Source organism: Mycobacterium terramassiliense, from assembly GCF_900157385.1.
GTDB lineage: Bacteria > Actinomycetota > Actinomycetes > Mycobacteriales > Mycobacteriaceae > Mycobacterium > Mycobacterium terramassiliense.
In genome coordinates this window covers 300,006-317,006 of sequence record NZ_LT717699.1, presented here as the reverse complement: position 1 = coordinate 317,006, position 17,001 = coordinate 300,006, and the positions used below count along the sequence as shown (strand labels likewise).

General features: G+C 69.8%; 16 protein-coding genes. 5 read left to right on the top strand and 11 right to left on the bottom strand.

Features of this window, described 5'->3' with window-relative positions; all coding sequences use genetic code 11:
- The first annotated feature begins 49 nt into the window (after positions 1–49).
- Complete coding sequence (gene sthA, locus MTAB308_RS05690) at positions 50–1,456, top strand: Si-specific NAD(P)(+) transhydrogenase (protein ID WP_108637235.1); 1,407 nt, start codon at positions 50–52, stop codon at positions 1,454–1,456.
- Position 1,457: 1 nt separating this feature from the next.
- Here sthA and MTAB308_RS05685 read toward each other — a convergent pair whose 3' ends face one another.
- Positions 1,458–2,282 (bottom strand): trypsin-like serine peptidase, encoded by an 825-nt coding sequence (locus MTAB308_RS05685; RefSeq protein WP_425436190.1) that lies wholly within the window; start codon positions 2,280–2,282, stop codon positions 1,458–1,460.
- A gap of 154 nt (positions 2,283–2,436) precedes the next feature.
- On the opposite strand from MTAB308_RS05685, the gene MTAB308_RS05680 reads away from it, so the two are divergent.
- From MTAB308_RS05680 to MTAB308_RS05670, 3 genes are read left to right on the top strand one after another with little or no spacing between them, the layout of a single operon-like run.
- Positions 2,437–3,408: a proteasome assembly chaperone family protein gene (locus MTAB308_RS05680; RefSeq protein ID WP_077098545.1), complete on the top strand. Its 972-nt coding sequence runs from the start codon at positions 2,437–2,439 to the stop codon at positions 3,406–3,408.
- A gap of 47 nt (positions 3,409–3,455) precedes the next feature.
- Positions 3,456–4,487, top strand: a complete 1,032-nt coding sequence (locus MTAB308_RS05675) for an alpha/beta fold hydrolase (RefSeq protein WP_077098544.1) — start codon at positions 3,456–3,458, stop codon at positions 4,485–4,487.
- Between the two features lie 33 nt (positions 4,488–4,520).
- Positions 4,521–5,216 carry a PhzF family phenazine biosynthesis protein gene (locus MTAB308_RS05670; RefSeq protein WP_077098543.1) on the top strand — a complete coding sequence of 232 codons (696 nt, stop codon included), beginning with the start codon at positions 4,521–4,523 and terminating at the stop codon, positions 5,214–5,216.
- Positions 5,217–5,224: 8 nt separating this feature from the next.
- Here the strand turns inward: MTAB308_RS05670 and MTAB308_RS05665 are convergent, their stop codons facing one another.
- The 3 genes from MTAB308_RS05665 to MTAB308_RS05655 form a co-directional block, all read right to left on the bottom strand.
- On the bottom strand, positions 5,225–5,719 hold the full coding sequence (locus tag MTAB308_RS05665) for a peroxynitrite isomerase (protein WP_077098542.1): 495 nt from the start codon (positions 5,717–5,719) through the stop codon (positions 5,225–5,227).
- Between the two features lie 9 nt (positions 5,720–5,728).
- Positions 5,729–6,208, bottom strand: coding sequence for a transcriptional regulator NrdR (nrdR, locus tag MTAB308_RS05660; RefSeq protein WP_077098541.1), 480 nt, complete (start codon positions 6,206–6,208; stop codon positions 5,729–5,731).
- 100 nt (positions 6,209–6,308) lie between these two features.
- Positions 6,309–6,806, bottom strand: coding sequence for a LysM peptidoglycan-binding domain-containing protein (locus MTAB308_RS05655; RefSeq protein ID WP_077098932.1), 498 nt, complete (start codon positions 6,804–6,806; stop codon positions 6,309–6,311).
- Between the two features lie 292 nt (positions 6,807–7,098).
- Between MTAB308_RS05655 and lexA the strand changes: the two genes are divergently transcribed.
- Positions 7,099–7,788: a transcriptional repressor LexA gene (lexA, locus tag MTAB308_RS05650; protein WP_077098540.1), complete on the top strand. Its 690-nt coding sequence runs from the start codon at positions 7,099–7,101 to the stop codon at positions 7,786–7,788.
- A gap of 6 nt (positions 7,789–7,794) precedes the next feature.
- On the opposite strand, the gene MTAB308_RS05645 is transcribed toward lexA, so the two are convergent.
- From MTAB308_RS05645 to MTAB308_RS05615, 7 genes are all read right to left on the bottom strand, one after another.
- Positions 7,795–9,906, bottom strand: a complete 2,112-nt coding sequence (locus MTAB308_RS05645) for an LGFP repeat-containing protein (RefSeq protein WP_077098539.1) — start codon at positions 9,904–9,906, stop codon at positions 7,795–7,797.
- Between the two features lie 444 nt (positions 9,907–10,350).
- The gene (locus MTAB308_RS05640) at positions 10,351–11,511 is read right to left on the bottom strand and encodes an acyl-CoA dehydrogenase family protein (RefSeq protein ID WP_077098538.1); all 1,161 of its coding nucleotides are present in this window, start codon (positions 11,509–11,511) and stop codon (positions 10,351–10,353) included.
- A gap of 93 nt (positions 11,512–11,604) precedes the next feature.
- Positions 11,605–13,041 carry a GTPase HflX gene (gene hflX / locus MTAB308_RS05635; RefSeq protein ID WP_077098537.1) on the bottom strand — a complete coding sequence of 479 codons (1,437 nt, stop codon included), beginning with the start codon at positions 13,039–13,041 and terminating at the stop codon, positions 11,605–11,607.
- 46 nt (positions 13,042–13,087) lie between these two features.
- Complete coding sequence (gene dapF, locus MTAB308_RS05630; protein WP_077098931.1) at positions 13,088–13,972, bottom strand: diaminopimelate epimerase; 885 nt, start codon at positions 13,970–13,972, stop codon at positions 13,088–13,090.
- A 7-nt stretch (positions 13,973–13,979) separates the two neighbouring features.
- On the bottom strand, positions 13,980–14,909 hold the full coding sequence (miaA, locus tag MTAB308_RS05625) for a tRNA (adenosine(37)-N6)-dimethylallyltransferase MiaA (RefSeq protein ID WP_077098536.1): 930 nt from the start codon (positions 14,907–14,909) through the stop codon (positions 13,980–13,982).
- Positions 14,906–15,589, bottom strand: a complete 684-nt coding sequence (locus tag MTAB308_RS05620; RefSeq protein WP_077098535.1) for a class III extradiol ring-cleavage dioxygenase family protein — start codon at positions 15,587–15,589, stop codon at positions 14,906–14,908. The genes miaA and MTAB308_RS05620 overlap by 4 nt, the downstream gene beginning before the upstream one ends.
- A gap of 29 nt (positions 15,590–15,618) precedes the next feature.
- Positions 15,619–16,587 (bottom strand): DMT family transporter, encoded by a 969-nt coding sequence (locus tag MTAB308_RS05615; RefSeq protein WP_083746437.1) that lies wholly within the window; start codon positions 16,585–16,587, stop codon positions 15,619–15,621.
- Positions 16,588–17,001 lie beyond the last annotated feature (414 nt).

Below are 17,001 nucleotides of genomic sequence, written 5' to 3'. Positions count from 1 at the left end.
TGTGGAGAAAGTCTGGACTGTGGGCCTTATCGTCTATCTCATGGGTTCGATGCAGGAGTACGACATCGTCGTCATCGGTTCGGGACCGGGCGGCCAAAAGGCCGCCATCGCCTCGGCCAAGCTGGGCAAATCGGTCGCCATCATCGAGCGCGGCCGGATGCTGGGCGGCGTGTGCGTCAACACGGGCACCATCCCGTCAAAGACGTTGCGCGAGGCGGTCCTTTACCTCACCGGGATGAACCAGCGCGAGCTCTACGGGGCGAGTTACCGCGTCAAGGACAGGATCACGCCGGCCGACCTGCTGGCGCGGACCCAGCACGTGATCGGCAAGGAGGTCGACGTGGTGCGCAATCAGTTGATGCGCAACCGAATCGACCTGCTGGTCGGCCACGGCCGATTCATCGACCCGCACACCGTCGTCGTGGAGGACCCGGGCCGGCGGGAGATGACGACCGTCACCGGCGAATACATCGTGATCGCCACGGGCACCCGGCCCGCCCGGCCGTCCGGGGTCGAGTTCGACGAGGACCGCGTGCTCGACTCCGACGGGATCCTCGACCTCAAGTCGCTGCCGGCCTCGATGGTCGTCGTCGGCGCCGGCGTGATCGGCATCGAATACGCCTCGATGTTCGCCGCGTTGGGCACCAAGGTGACCGTGGTGGAAAAGCGCGACGACATGCTGGACTTCTGCGACCCCGAGGTCGTCGAGGCGCTGAAGTTCCACCTGCGCGACCTGGCGGTGACGTTCCGGTTCGGCGAGGAGGTGACCGCGGTCGACGTGGGCTCCGCGGGCACCGTCACCACCCTGGCCAGCGGCAAGCAGATCCCGGCCGAGACGGTGATGTATTCCGCGGGTCGCCAGGGGCAGACCGATCACCTCGACCTGCACAACGCGGGCCTCGAGGTCGAGGGCCGCGGGCGGATCTGGGTGGACGACAAGTTCCAGACCAAGGTGCAGCACATCTACGCCGTCGGCGACGTGATCGGGTTCCCCGCGCTGGCCGCGACCTCGATGGAGCAGGGCCGGCTGGCCGCCTACCACGCGTTCGGGGAGGCGTGCGACGGCATCACCGACCTGCAGCCGATCGGCATCTATTCGATCCCCGAGATCTCCTACGTCGGGGCCACCGAGGTGGAACTGACCAAGAACTCCGTCCCCTACGAGGTGGGCGTGGCGCGGTACAAGGAGCTGGCCCGCGGCCAGATCGCCGGCGACTCCTACGGGATGCTCAAGCTGCTGGTCTCCACCGAGGATCGCAAGCTGCTCGGGGTGCACATCTTCGGCACCAGTGCGACCGAGATGGTGCACATCGGGCAGGCCGTGATGGGCTGCGGCGGCACCGTCGACTACCTGGTCGACGCGGTGTTCAACTATCCGACTTTCTCCGAGGCCTACAAGGTCGCCGCGCTGGACGTGACCAACAAGATGCGCGCGCTGTCCCAGTTCCGCCGCTGACTCAGCAGCTGTCGTCGAGGTCGTTGGGCACCGGGTCGCCGGGACCGCCGGCCTCGGCGCGCGCCAGCAACTGCGCGGTCCGGGCGTCGAACGGCGCCGAGTACGAGACGTTGGCGGCGCACCCGCCGCGCTCGAAACCGCCGATCACCCCGGTGAGCGTGGTGCCGCTGACCCACGGCGCGCCGCTGGTGCCGTCCACCAGCCCCTCGCACGTCAACGACGGGAATCCGTTGTCGTTGACCGAGGTGGTGGCCTGGCAGCCGATGGGCGAGCCACCGACCCCGGCCGCGTACCCCAGCACCGTGACGTGGCTGCCCGGGGGCGGTGCGACGCCGAGCGTCAGGGCCAGCCCGACGTGTGACTCGACCGAACCACCCGCGTCGTTGCTGACCCGCGCGATCGCGTAGTCCGCGTGCGCGTCCTTGCCGGCGGTCCAGCGCGGATCGAGGTACACGGCGTCGGCCTTCCAGACATCCGCGGGCGGCGGCGCGGCGTCGCCGGCGAAACCGGGGACGAAGGTGATTTTGGCGGCTCCCGCCAGGCAGTGCGCCGCCGTCATCACCAGGTTCCCCGCCGCCGAATGCAACACCGCACCCGTACACACGTGCAGCGGGCCGTCGTTGATGAAGATCGCGCCGACGCGCCTGTCCGGGTCGACGGGACGCGCGACCGCCCTCTGCTGCGGCTGGCTGAGCCGTTGCACCGGCGCGGTGGCCACGTCGGCGGACACGATCGGGCGCGCGGCGGGCTCGGCGGGCCTGGTGCACGACGTCAACAACGTCGCCAGGCCAACCCCCGAGCAAAGCAGCACCGTCGATATGCGCATTTGGTGTCCATCATGCCTGACCATGGGGCGGCGGGCCGAGTTGAACCCGCCGGGACGCTCCGCGCTCGGTTCGGTGTTTCCGTTGGGGGTGCCCGTTGATTCGGGGGACACTTGTTAAGGCACCCTGGAGAGATTCCGGAGAGGAGGAAGCCCGATGGCGCGCCATCACAGTCCGGACGACGACGACTATCAGCCAGGCCAGCCCGGCATGTACGAGCTGGAGTTTCCGGCACCGCAGTTGTCGACGGCCGACGGCCAGGGCCCGGTGCTGGTGCACGCCCTGGAGGGCTTCTCCGACGCGGGTCACGCGATACGGCTGGCCTCCACCCACCTGAAGGCGGTGCTGGACGCCGAGCTGGTGGCGTCGTTCGCGATCGACGAACTGCTGGATTACCGTTCGCGGCGGCCGTTGATGACGTTCAAGACGGATCACTTCACCCACTACGACGACCCGGAGCTGAGCCTGTACGCGTTGCGCGACAGCGTCGGCACCCCGTTTCTGCTGCTGGCCGGCATGGAGCCGGACCTGAAGTGGGAGCGCTTCATCACCGCGGTGCGCCTGCTGGCCGAGCGGCTCGGCGTGCGGCGCACCATCGGCCTGGGCACCGTCCCGATGGCCGTTCCGCACACGCGCCCGATCACGCTGACGGCGCATTCCAACAACAAGGAGCTCATCTCCGACTTCCAGCCCTGGATCTCGGAGATCCAGGTTCCGGGCAGCGCGTCCAACCTGTTGGAATACCGGATGGCCCAGCACGGGCACGACGTCGTCGGCTTCACCGTCCACGTCCCGCACTACCTGACCCAGACCGACTACCCGGCCGCCGCCCAGGCGCTGCTCGAGCAGGTCGCCAGGAGCGGATCGCTCGAGCTGCCGCTGTCGGCGCTGACCGAGGCCGCGGAAGAGATCCGGGCCAAAATCGACGAACAGGTCCAGGCGAGCGCGGAAGTGGCTCAAGTGGTGGCCGCGCTCGAGCGCCAGTACGATGCCTTCATCGACGCTCAGGAGAACAGGTCGTTACTGACTCGCGACGAGGACCTGCCTAGCGGCGACGAGCTTGGTGCCGAGTTCGAGCGATTTCTTGCCCAGCAGGCGGAGAAGAAGAACGACGACGACCAAACTTGAGACTCTTTAAAACGCCCATAGCGCGGGCCGACACCAAGGTTGGCGAGATGACCGAGCGCAAGCGCAAGAGCAACCTTCGCCCCGTGCGTGAGGTGACGGCGCCGACGCTCGAGTTCCGCACCATTCACGGCTATCGGCGGGCCTACCGGATCGCGGGTTCCGGGCCGGCGATCTTGCTGCTCCACGGCATCGGTGACAACTCCACCACCTGGAATGCCGTGCAGGCCAAGCTCGCCCAGCGGTTCACCGTCATCGCCCCCGACCTGCTGGGTCACGGGAAATCCGACAAGCCGCGCGCCGACTACTCGGCCGCCGCCTACGCGAACGGCATGCGCGACCTGCTGTCCGTGCTCGACATCGAGCGCGTGACGATCATCGGCCACTCGCTGGGCGGCGGGGTGGCCATGCAATTCGCCTACCAGTTCCCGCATTTGGTCGACCGGCTGATCCTGGTCGCCGCCGGCGGCGTCACCAAGGACGTCAACGTCGTCTTCCGGCTGGCCTCGTTGCCGATGGGCAGCGAGGCGCTGGCGCTGCTGCGGCTGCCGCTGGTGCTGCCGGCGGTTCAGCTGGCGGGCAAGCTGGCCGGGCTGGCGATCGGATCGACCGCGCTGGGCCACGACCTGCCCAACGTGCTGCGCATCCTCGACGACCTGCCGGAGCCGACGGCCTCGGCGGCGTTCAGCCGGACCCTGCGGGCGGTGGTGGACTGGCGCGGGCAGATCGTGACGATGCTGGACCGATGTTATTTGACCGAGGCCATCCCGGTTCAGATCGTTTGGGGCACCAAGGATGTGGTGGTCCCCGTCCGGCACGCCTGGATGGCGCACGCCGCGATGCCCGGCTCGCGCCTCGAGATCTTCGAAGGCTCGGGCCACTTCCCTTTCCACGACGACCCGGCGCGCTTCATCGACGTCGTGCAGCGCTTCATCGACAGCACCCAGCCCGCCGAATACGACCAGGCCGCGCTTCGCGCGCTGCTTCGCACCGGGGGCGGCGAGAAGACCGTCACCGGCCCGGCCGACACCCGCGTGGCGGTGCTGAACGCCATGGGTTCCGACGAGCGCAGCGCCACCTGACAATTGCTTTGACCCGGCCCGTAAAGTCGGGGCATGTGTATCGATGTCACGGTGGTGCGCGTGTTCACCGACACCGAGGGCAATTTCGGCAATCCGCTCGGTGTGGTTTCGGAAAGCCCAGCGGCCCGGATCGGACCTGGGGAGCGGCAGCGGCTCGCGACCCAATTGGGTTACAGCGAAACGGTGTTCATCGACCTTCCGGCCGCCGGCGCGACCACCGCGCACGCGACGATCTACACCCCACGCATCGAACTTCCGTTCGCCGGGCACCCCACGGTCGGTGCGGCGTGGTGGCTGCGCGAGAACGGCTGGCCGATCAAGACGCTGCACGTGCCGGCCGGCCTGGTGCAGGTGAGCTATCCGGGTGAGGTCATAAAGATCAGCGCCCGATCCGAATGGGCCCCGGAATTGGCGATCCACGAATTCGATTCCGCGGACGACGTTTTGGGCGCCGACCCGGCCGACTTCCCCATCGACGTCGCGCACTACCTGTGGGCCTGGGTCGATCGATCGGCGGGCTCGTTGCGCGCGCGGGGGTTCTTCGCGAACCTCGGCGTGCCGGAGGACGAGGCCACCGGGTCCGCCGCGATGCGGCTCACCGACTACCTCAGTCGCGACCTGCACATCACACAGGGCAACGGGTCCGTCATCGAAACCACCTGGAACGCCGAGGGCTGGGTGGGCGTGGCCGGGCGCGTCGTCAGCGACGGTGTCAGGCAGGTCGACTGACGCGCGGTTCAGCGCTGCCGGTGCAGGATCGCATCGAGGTGATCCTGGAGGGGCTGGCCCACGGCGCCCATCCGAACGGAGTAGGACAGCTCGTCGCCGTCGATGCGAAACGAACGGCCAAGCGCGGTCACCTTTTTGGCGGTCGGGGTCAGCCCGATCGTCCCGCCGGCACTCGTCGACATCTCGACCTCGATGACGCCGCCGGCCACCGCGTAGGTTCCCACTTCGATTTCGGTGATGCCACTCGGATGGGCCAAAACCAGCTCGACCTCTCCCGGTCGCGGCGCCCGCAGGAATCCCGTCTCGGCGTGCAGCGGTTTACCGTCGGCGACCGCCTTGGTCTTTTGCGCGTAGCTCAAAAACGGCTTGCCCACGTGGGAAAACACGACTTCCTCGAAATACTCGAAGGGCTGGATCGTCGGGTACTTGCCCGAACCCCGGCCGGCCCAGGTCCCCAGCAACGGCGCCAGCGCCTGAAGATCGGGATGCAGATCGGGCGGCATGCCGACAGCCTAACGAGCGGCCGGTTCCGGATCGGTGGACACGTTGCGGTGCGCGCGCAGCGCCTCGATCTCGCGCTCGAAATCCTCGGCGGACGAGAACGACCGGTACACCGAGGCGAACCGCAGGTAGGCCACCTCGTCGAGGTCGCGCAGGGGGCCCAGGATGGCCAGGCCGACCTCGTGGCTGGGCACCTCGGGCGACCCGCCGGCGCGCACGGTGTCTTCCACTTGCTGGGCAAGCAGATTCAGCGCGTCGTCGTCGACCTGGCGGCCCTGGCAGGCCCGACGGACCCCGCTGATGACCTTTTCCCTGCTGAAGGGCTCGGTGACACCGCTGCGCTTGACGACGGCCAGCACCGCCGTTTCGACGGTGGTGAAGCGACGCCCGCACTCGGGGCACGATCGGCGGCGCCTGATGGCCTGGCCTTCGTCGGTTTCCCTCGAGTCGATCACCCGGGAATCGGGATGGCGGCAGAACGGACAGTGCATGACCGCTCCTTCGCCGTGCTCACATCCGGGGTCGCAGAACACCCCGAGCGTACCCGTGCGCTCCCCCGGTTGGCATCGCCACCGTTTCGCGCTGCGCGCGTCAGCCGACCGGCGCGATCAGCGTCTGACCCGCGGCGACGGACGGCGAGTTCAGGTCGTTGAGTTCGCGGATCCGCTGGGCCACCTGGCGGGCCGGCGCGTCCGGCGCCACCCGGTGGGCGACGTCCTGCAGGGACTCGCCGGGCTCGACCCGCACGACGGCGAGCCGATCCGGCACCGGGGCCGCCGCTCCCGGGGAATCGCCGTTGACCGCCTGCCCGATGTTGGCGACCAGCCCCAGCCACAGCGTGATGATCCCGGCGACGAGCGCCAGCCCCACCGTCGTCGCCACCGTGACGGGACGACGCGTCCGGTGCGGCGCGACGGACATCGCGACACCGGTGCCGTAGTAGCGCGGCGGCGCGCCCGCCGGCCTGGCCGGACCCGGCCTGCGCGAGCGGGCCAGCCCGTCGCGGCCGTAGCGGAGCCCCGGCACCGGCCCGTTGACCGGGCGCCGAACGCCGCCGGTACGCGGCGCGACTGTGTGGATGATGGTCATCTGCGTTCCTCCGGTCATCTCATTCTCGCTCGTGTGTTCGACTATAGTCGCTCGTGTGTTCGAAACCCGAACATTTGAGCGAAGCGTGTCGAACGAGCAAAACGTTAGAGCACCCCGCCGACAACTTTGTGGGCGCGACCACTGACATGGCCTTGAAATACCCGATCTACCGAAGAGTTACACCTTTGTTATTCGGCAGCTCGAGGCGTGCTGCCGGGTGGATTTCCGCCGCCACGACACGCCAGTCGAACACATGTTTGATTCTTCGCCCCGGTGCCGCTACATTCGGTGCATGAGCGACAGCAACGACACCCCATCAAGCAGCTCGCATCCGGTGGACTCCTCGCTGACCGAACGGCAGCGCACCATTCTGAACGTCATCCGCGCCTCAGTCACCAGCCGCGGTTACCCGCCGAGCATCCGGGAGATCGGCGACGCCGTCGGCCTGACCTCGACGTCGTCGGTGGCTCACCAGCTGCGCACGCTGGAGCGCAAGGGATACCTGCGCCGCGACCCGAACCGCCCGCGGGCCGTGGACGTCCGGGGCGCCGAGGACGCCGGCGCCGCCGCGCCGGCCACCGAGGTCGCCGGGTCGGACGCGCTGCCCGAACCCACGTATGTCCCGGTGCTCGGCCGCATCGCGGCCGGTGGGCCGATCCTCGCCGAAGAGGCGGTCGAAGACGTCTTCCCGTTGCCCCGCGAGCTGGTCGGCGAGGGCACGCTGTTTTTGCTCAAGGTGGTGGGCGACTCCATGGTCGAGGCCGCGATCTGCGACGGCGACTGGGTGGTGGTGCGGCAGCAGCACGTCGCCGACAACGGCGACATCGTCGCGGCGATGATCGACGGCGAGGCCACCGTCAAGACGTTCAAGCGCGCGGGCGGTCAGGTGTGGCTGATGCCGCACAACCCGGCGTTCGACCCGATCCCGGGCAACGACGCGACCGTGCTCGGCAAGGTCGTCACCGTGATCCGCAAGGTCTAGCGCCGCTCAGTCGGCCTTGACGAAGCCGTTGGCCTGCGCGACTTCTTCGCTGGACAGCCAGAATTCGGCCAGGGTGTCGTGATAGAGCGGGCTCTCGGGCGTGTAGTACAGGCCGAAGCTCGCGCTGGCCTTGATCGGGTAGCCGTCGGGCGCCTGGTAGGGGTCGTCCAGCGGCAGGCGGATCGTCGGGCGCCCACCGACGGCGGGCGCCGCGTCGGCCGCTTCCGGGGCCCCCGGCAATTCCTCCTCGTCGTCCGCGGCCGCATGGTGTCGCCCGATGCGGGATTCGCCGCCCAACGCCAAGGCCTCGGCCGCTTCGGGGCCGACGGTCTCGGGTAGCTCGGCGTCGGCCTCGGCGGCGTCCGGGTGGCCGGCCTGCTCGTAGCCGGGCTCTTCGTAGCGGGCCTGCTCGTAGCCCGTGTCGTCGTCGTAGAGGGCGTCCTCGTAGGCGGCGTCCCCGTAGGTGGCGTCCTCGTCGGCGATTTCGGGATAGCCCGCGTCCGAGAGGGCGGCCGCCGAGACGACGGGGATGGAATCCGTGTCGACCGCGTCGGGATCTTCTTCCCCGGCGACCGGGCCCTCGGGGCCCCGGCTCCAACTGACCCGTCCCGCGGGCTCGGCTTCGGCCGCCGCCTGCTCCTCGGCCGGGTGCACGTCGCCGGCCGCGAAATGGTCGGTCGTGAACTCGGCGTCGTCATGGCCCCAGTGCGCGTCGGCCGGGGCCTCATAACCGGCTAGCGCGTCGCGCTCGGGCTGGTAGGCGGGGGCGGCGGCGATGTCGCCGCGGCGCGCGCGACGCCGGCGCAATCCGAATGTCAGCAACGCCGACAGCAGGACCAGCACCAACACCGCGATCGCGGCCGGCAGCCACCACCGCTGCCAGGAGAACTTCTTGCCATGGGAGGGCATCGCCGCGGTGCTCGGCTGATTCTGCCCCGACACCTGCAGGCCGGACAGCAACGGAGCCAGGTTCGACGGCTCGGTGGCGAACGAGTTCTTCGCCCGGTTCCACGAGATCTTGCCGCCGGTGAACTGCTGCGAGACGACGTCGCCGTCCACGGCCTGATCGCCGACCGGGGCACCCAGCTTGCCGCCGGGGCCGCGCAGCTTGTCCCACGCGGCCTTCATCGCGCCGCGCACCACGAACGCACCGTGCTCGGCGGTCCAGAAGATCACCGGCTTGTCGGCCGCCGCGAAGGTGGCGATCCGGCTGGACGGGCCGATGCCCCCGTCGGACTCGTTGGCGGTGGGGAAACCGAGGTCGCTGCCAGCCGCCCCGCCCAGCGACTCGTACTTGGCGAGGATGTCGCTTTCGAGGGCGTTCGCGCCGGTGGCCGGGCTGAAGAAGACCTTGCCGCCGGCGAAGTTCTGGGCGATCCCGTCGCCGCCGATGGGATACGTTGCGCCCTGCTTGGCGCCCAGCGGGCCGGTGGCCCCGCCGGCGGCCCGCCACGCCATGTTGATGGCGGCGGCCGGATCGATCGCCACCTGCAGGCCCTTGAGCTGGTCGGCCAGCGGCGCCGGGTTGGTGGCGAACTCCTTGGTCTTACGGTTCCAGGAGATCTCGCCGCCGCTGAACTTCTGGGAGGTGACCTCACCGTTGTAGGTTTCGTCCCCGGCCGGCGCGCCCAGCACGCCGCCGGAGCTGCCCAGCTTGTCCCACGCCGCGTTCATCGCGCCGCGCACCACGAAGGCGCCGTGGTCGGGCGTCCAGAAGATCACCGGCTTGTCGCTGGCCGAGAAGGTGGCCACCCTGCTGTCCGGTCCCGCCAGGCCCGGAACCTCGTTGATCGTCGGGAACCCCAGATCGCTGCCGACCGGACCGCCCAGCGCCTCGTATTTGTCCAGGATGGGGCCGTAGACGAACCTGGCACCGGTTTCGGTGGTGTAGAACATCTTGCCGCCGTCGAAGTCCAGCGCGAATCCGTCCCCGGCGGGGTAGACGTCGCCCTTGCGCGCACCGAGCGGCGAGGTATCCCCGCCCGCCTTTTCCCAGGCGGCCATCATGGCGGCCTCGGCGTCCCCGATCGGCGACGCGGAGACGGACGGCGCCAGCAACGCGGCCGCCAGCACCGTGACCGCCATGCCAACCAGCGCGCGCCCGACCAGCTTGCGCATTCGACCTCTCTGCCCGTTCACCAAGCCTCCGATGGATAGGCCCCTACCCGTGGCCATGACCGCACCCAGCCCCGTGGCAAACAGCGTTCTCGCCGGGCTCGCATAACTTTGCCCCGGCCACCAAGAAATGCGAAGTCAAATTGCAAATATTACGGAAACGGAGACCGCGCCGATGTCGAAATGATGCCGGAGCGCGCCCGGACTGCAATCGACCGCGCTCACCAGCGCCGCGATCGCCGACGCGGTGATGTGTGACTGCGCAGTCGATATACGAGAAACACATGGGCCGACGGTACGCGAAGCCGTTAGCTGGTCAGAGAACTACCCGGCGAAATGGCCGATTAGGCCATTCATTGTTTGGCGGGCTAGCTAGCCGGCGGCACCCGCACCGTGGGGCGCCATGTGCCCAGGAAGCCGCGATTGCCTTGCGTCGCAACAGGATTCCTAGACACCGAGGCTGCGGCCGATGATCTCCTTCATGATCTCGGTGGTGCCGCCGTAGATCGTTTGCACCCGGGCGTCGAGATAGGCTCGGGCGACCGGGTATTCGCGCATGTAGCCGTAGCCACCGTGCAGCTGCAGGCACCGGTCGATCAGGTGCACCTGCTTTTCGGTGGAGTACCACTTGGCCATTGCGGCCTGCTCGGCGGTCAGCTTGTGGTCGAGGTGCAGGCGGACGAACTCGTCGACCATCATCCGCACCACCGTGGCCTCGGTGGCCAGTTCGGCGAGGACGAAGCGGCTGTTCTGGAAGCTGCCGATGGGCTTGCCGAAGGCCTTGCGCTCCTTGGCATATTGCACGGTCTGCTCCAGCACGCCCTCCATCGCCGCGGCGGCCATGATGGCGATTCCGATCCGTTCCTGCGGGAGGTTCTGCATGAGGTAGATGAATCCCATGCCCTCCTCGCCGAGCAGGTTTTCGGCCGGGACATGCACGTCGGTGAACGACAGCTCGGCGGTGTCCTGCGCGTCGAGCCCGATCTTGTCCAGGTGCCGGCCGCGTTCGAATCCCTCCATGCCGCGCTCGACCACGAGCAGCGAGAAGCCCTGCGCGCCTTTGTCGGGGTCCGTCTGGGCGACGACGATGACCAGGTCGGAATTGATCCCGTTGGTGATGAACGTCTTTGCGCCGTTGAGCACGTAGTGATCGCCCTGCTTGACCGCGCGGGTCTTGATGCCCTGCAGGTCGCTGCCGGTGCCCGGCTCGGTCATGGCGATCGCGGTGATGATCTCCCCGGTGCAGAACTTGGGCAGCCAGCGCTGCTTCTGCTCGTCGTTGGCCAGCGACAGCAGGTAGGGCGCCACGATGTCGTTGTGCAGGCCGAAGCCGATCCCGCTGTAGCGGCCCAGCGTCGTCTCCTCGGTGATGATCGTGTTGTACCGGAAGTCGGGGTTGCCGCCGCCGCCGTACTCCTCGGGCACCGCCATGCCCAGGAAGCCCTGCTTTCCGGCCTCCAGCCACACGCCGCGGTCGACGATCTTGGCCTTCTCCCATTCCTCGTGGTACGGCGCCACGTGGCGATCCAGAAAGCCGCGGTAGGACTCGCGGAACAAGTCGTGCTCGGGCTCGAATAGCGTGCGCTGGTACTTGATGGCGGCACTCATGGACGACCTCCGCTGACCCTCGGCGAATGGGACTTCTGCCGCCAACATATACCAACCAGCCGGTTGGTAGGCAGTCGGCGCCCGCCGGAGCTACTACCGGGCGGCGAACTCGCGCAGGCTCGCGGCCAGCGCCACCGGGACGCGCGCCCGGATCCGGGTGCCGTCGGCGTTGTGCTCCTCCTGCTGGACGCGCCCGCCGGCGTGCAGCCGGGCGACCAGGTCGCCGCGGTCGTAGGGGATCACCACGTCGACGGCGGTATCGGTGGGTTTGGCCAGCTCGGCCAGTTCGGTCATCCGTCGGCGCAGGTCGTCGATGCCCTCGCCGGTGCGCGCGGAGACGAACACCGCGCCGGGCAGCCCGTGGCGAAGCTTGGCCAGCGCCAGATCGCTCGCGGCGTCGACCTTGTTGACCACCAGGAGCTCGGGCGGCGGGCTGCCGTCATGGTCCGCGATCACTTCGGAGATCACCTGGCGGACCGCGTTGATCTGGGCCACCGGGTTGGCGTCGGAGCCGTCCACCACGTGCACCAGCAGGTCGGCGTCGACGACCTCCTCGAGCGTGGAGCGGAACGCCTCGACCAGTTGGGTGGGCAGGTGCCGGACGAACCCGACGGTGTCGGTGAGCACGGCCGGCCGGCCGTCGGTGAGTTCGGCGCGCCGGGTGGTCGGTTCCAGGGTGGCGAACAACGCGTCCTGCACCAGCACCCCGGCCCCGGTCAACGCGTTGAGCAGGCTGGACTTGCCGGCGTTGGTGTAGCCGACGATGGCGATCGACGGGACGTCGCTGTGCAGCCGGCGGCTGCGCTGGGTGTCGCGGGCCTGCTTCATGTCCTTGATCTCGCGGCGCAGCTTGGCCATGCGTTCCCGGATGCGACGACGGTCGGTCTCGATCTTGGTCTCACCCGGACCGCGCAGCCCCACACCGCCCCCGCTGCCGCCGGCGCGGCCGCCGGCCTGCCTCGACATCGACTCGCCCCAGCCGCGCAGCCGGGGCAGCATGTACTCCATCTGGGCCAGCGACACCTGCGCCTTGCCCTCCCGGCTGGTGGCGTGCTGGGCGAAGATGTCCAGGATCAGCGCGGTGCGGTCGATGACCTTGACCTTGACGGCCTTTTCCAGCGCGGTCAGCTGCGCCGGGGACAGCTCGCCGTCGCAGATGACGGTGTCGGCGCCGGTGGCCAGGACCACCTCGCGCAGCTCGGCGGCCTTGCCCGAGCCGATGTAGGTGGACGGGTCGGGCCGGTCGCGGCGCTGGATGAGCCCCTCGAGCACCTGGGACCCGGCGGTTTCGGCGAGGGCCGCGAGCTCGGCCATGCTGGCCTGGTTGTCGGCGGCGCTGCCCTCGGTCCACACGCCCACCAGCACCACGCGCTCCAGGCGCAGCTGGCGGTACTCGACCTCGGAAACGTCGGCGAGTTCGGTGGACAGCCCGGCGACGCGGCGCAGCGCCGACCGGTCTTCGAGGGCGAGTTCGCCCGCACTGGGCTCGAGATCAGGCTGATCGTGAAAGGGAGTTTCGGGATGTGTCATAGGCAATTAGCAATACTGCACGCTAAATCGGTGCGGCGCACCTGATTTAACGCTCCTGGGCGCGCCACCATTCCTCGCTGATCTCGCCGCGGGCCACCAGCACCGACGGCCCACGCAGGTAGCTCGTGGCGTCGGTGATGGTCACGACGACGTCGCCGCCGGGCACCCGCACGGTGAGGGTCCCGGTGTCGGACCCCGCGTCGGCCAGCGCGGCGACCGCGGCCGCGACGGTTCCGGTGCCGCACGAGCGGGTCTCGCCCACGCCGCGCTCGTGGACCCGCATCCGGACCACTCCCCCGACGGCAGCGGTGAGCACCTCGACGTTGACGCCGTCCGGGAACTGGGCGCGGTCGAACCGCACGGGCGCTCCCACGTCCAGGGCCGCGAGGCCCTCGGCGTCCAGTTGCGGGTCGACGCAGGCCAGGTGCGGGTTGCCGACGTCGACCGCCAGGCCGCTGAACCGCCTGCCGCCGACGACTGCCTCGAAGGCCTTGCCCCCTTCGCCGACCCGGTTCGCCTTGCCCATGTCGACGGTGACGTCGGCATTGGTATCGCCGGCGTGGTGCATGGTGACCGGGCGCGGGCCGGCCAGCGACCCGACGACGAACTCGTCGCGGGATTCCAGGCCCGCGGCGCGCAGGTAGTGCGCGAACACCCGCACGCCGTTGCCACACATCTGCGCGATCGACCCGTCGGCGTTGCGGTAGTCCATGTACCAGTCGTCGGCGCCGACGCCGTCGGGCAGGCGCTCGAGCACACCGACCCGCACGGCGGCGCCCGCGGTGGTGATCCGCAGCACTCCGTCGGCGCCCAGGCCGCGCCGCCGGTCGCACAGCGCGGCCACCCGGGCGGCGGTCAGCGTCAGCTGCGCGTCGAGGTCGGGCAGCAGCACGAAGTCGTTCTGCGTGCCGTGGCCCTTGGCGAAGATCACCACCAAATCAGGGTACGTGCCGCCACGCCCGAACCGCGTCGTCGACGAGGCCCGCGCCCTCGGCGGCGTCCAGCCAGTGCACCCGGTGGTCCCGGCGAAACCAGGACCGCTGCCGTCGCACGTAGCGCCGGGTGCCCACGTAGGTCTGCTCCCGCGCGTCGCGCAGCTGCTCCGGGCCGGCGCCCGCGTCGAGCGCGGCCAGCACCTGCGCGTAGCCCAGGGCGCGCGAGGCGGTGACCCCGTCGCGCAGACCGTGGCCCAGCAGCCCGCGCACCTCCTCGACCAGGCCCTGATCGAACATCGCGTCGGTGCGGCGGGCCAATCGCTCGTCGAGAACGGTTGTGTCGCAGTCTAATCCGATGATGACGGTGTCCCAGCGCGGGGCGCCGATGCGCGGCGCCGAGGCGGCGAACGGCTGCCCGGTGAGCTCGACGACCTCCAGGGCGCGCACCGTGCGCCGGCCGTCGGTCGGCAGGATCGCCGCGGCCGCGGCCGGGTCGCGGCGGGCGAGCTCGGCGTGCAGCTCGCCGACCCCGACCTCGGCGAGCCGCCGCTCCCAGCGCGCGCGCACCGCGGGGTCGGTCGCCGGAAACGACCAGTCGTCGAGCAGGGACTGGACGTAGAGCATCGACCCGCCCACGATCACCGGCACCGCGCCCCGGGCCGCGATCGCCTCGACGTCCGCGGCGGCGGCCTGCTGATAGCGGGCGACGGTGGCCGTCTCGGTGACGTCCAGGACGTCGAGCTGATGGTGGGGAATGCCGCGGCGCTCCTCGACCGGCAGCTTGGCGGTGCCGATGTCCATCCCGCGGTACAGCTGCATCGCGTCGGCGTTCACGATCTCCCCGCCGATCCGTTCGGCACAGTCGAGCGCCAGCTGCGACTTTCCGGTGCCCGTCGGCCCGATGATGGCGAGCGGCCGCCCACCTGGCTTCATAGCTGCCAGAAGCCGGCGAAGTAGCCCACGCCGTAGGGCGCACCCCGGTAGAGCTCCTTGGCCGACCGCGGCCCCGGCCCGGTCAGGCCGGCGAGCACCTGGAACGCGACCCGCCCCAGGATCCGCGGCGGCAGCCCGGCCAGGGCGGCGACGTCGCCGTCGGCCAGGGCGTCGTCCAGGGTCGCCTGCGCGTCGGCGTCGCCCGGGTGGTGGCCGCCGGGCGCAGAAGGCGTCAGGGTGTTCGCGCCGTCGGCCACGACGAGCACACCGATCGGCTCCGGGGCCCGGTCCAGCTCGGCGCGCAGGCCCCTGCCGCGGGCCAGCGCGGTCTCGGCGTCGTGGTCGCGGCGGTAGACGCGGACCTGCACGCCGGCGTCGGGGCGCGCCTGGGCCCGCACCCACCCGGCGAGCAGCGCGCACACGGGAAGGTCGCCGGGCGCGGCGGCCCGCGGCGACAGCCCGACGCGAACATCCGCCCCGAAGCCGGCGAAGGTTCCGCTGGACTCGGGCTCGAATACGTCGTCGGCTTGGCCCGTTCCGACGGCGACCCAACGCGGTGGCAACAACGCCGCCGCCGCGAGCACCGCCGCGGTGAGGTCGGCCACCTCGGCGGCGGCCGCCCCGGCCAGCTCGGGAACGAGCACCGGCGCGGAGGGAACGATCGCGATGGCGCCCAGCACGCCACAAAACTAACGGGACCGGGACCGGACTAGGTAATCGTCTTGGTCGGGTCCGGAGCCGCCGGCGAAACCGGAATGGACTCCTGGGGGGGTGGGTCGCTGGGCAGCGGGTCGTCTTTGAGGTCTCGCCCGGTCCCGGCCGCCATCGAGGCGGCCTCGCCGCGGGCCAACGCCACCGTCGCGATGATGACCAACGCCACCGCCGAGACCAATGCAAGCGCCGCGGGTCCGGTGGCCCGAAGCGTCTCGCCGAGCACGGTCACCCCGAGGACGCCCGCCACCACCGGCTTGGCCACGGTCATGGTCGGCAGGGACGCGGTGAGGGCCCCGGCGCGGAAGGCGGACTGCTGGAACACCATGCCGCACAGGGCAATCAGCAGCCACGGAACGAACTCCGGCATGCGCAGCACGGCGCCGGGCCCCCGTTCGGCGACCTCGACGACGCCCTTCGTCAGCACCGCGAACAGCGCCAGCGAGGAACCCGCCACCACCGCCAGCAGTATCGCCGCGACGGGACGGCCCTTCCAGATCCGGGCCCCCAGCACACACAGCACCAACGTGGGGCCCATCACCGCGGCCACGATCATCCACGTCGACAGCGAGGCCCGTTCGTGACCGGATTGCGGGTCGCCGACGATGATCACCACCGCCAGCGCGGCGGCCAGCACCACCGCCCACACCCACTCCCAGCGGGTCACCCGGTAGTTGGTCAGCCGCGCATAGATGGGCAGCGCGAACAGCAGCGCCGTCACCTGCAGCGCCGTCACCAGCACCACCGACCCCCACGCCAGCGCGGCGGCCTGCAGGCTGTAATTGACGATCGCCGCGAGCCCGCCCAGCCACCACCGCTTGTCGCGCAACGACATCCGGAACAGCTCGAGGTGGCCGACATCCTCGTCGGTGATCTCCTGCGCCGAGCGCTGCCGGATCACGTCGCCGACGGCGGAAGCCAGCGCCGCGCACAACGCAATCAGCGCCGCGACATCCACTTTCGTCATGCGAACCCCCTCACCGGCCTGCCGAGCAGCATCCCCTGCGACGCTACGTGTACACGCGCTGTTCGATCAGAATTCAGCGACCACTGTAGTGCGACGGCGCCGGGCTCAGGCCCTCAGCGGCCCCGACGGCCCATCAATATTGCGCCCGCAGCAAACCGTTGTACAGCGCAACGACGGCTACCCGCGGCGTCCATCGCACCTCGCTCATCCCACCAGAAACTCCACTCGCTCCCGCCACGCTACCGGGCGGCGCGGCGGGGCCCTATGGCCGAAGCGGCGGTGGAATGCAACTGTTATCCGCCGCGGCCGGTCTGTTCCCGGTGCGAAGCCGGCCTGACCGGGCGCGTCCGGCGCCGCCGAGAGGTAGGGGCGCGACGCCCACCAACCTGCTTGAATACTGTGGGAGTCAGTCGA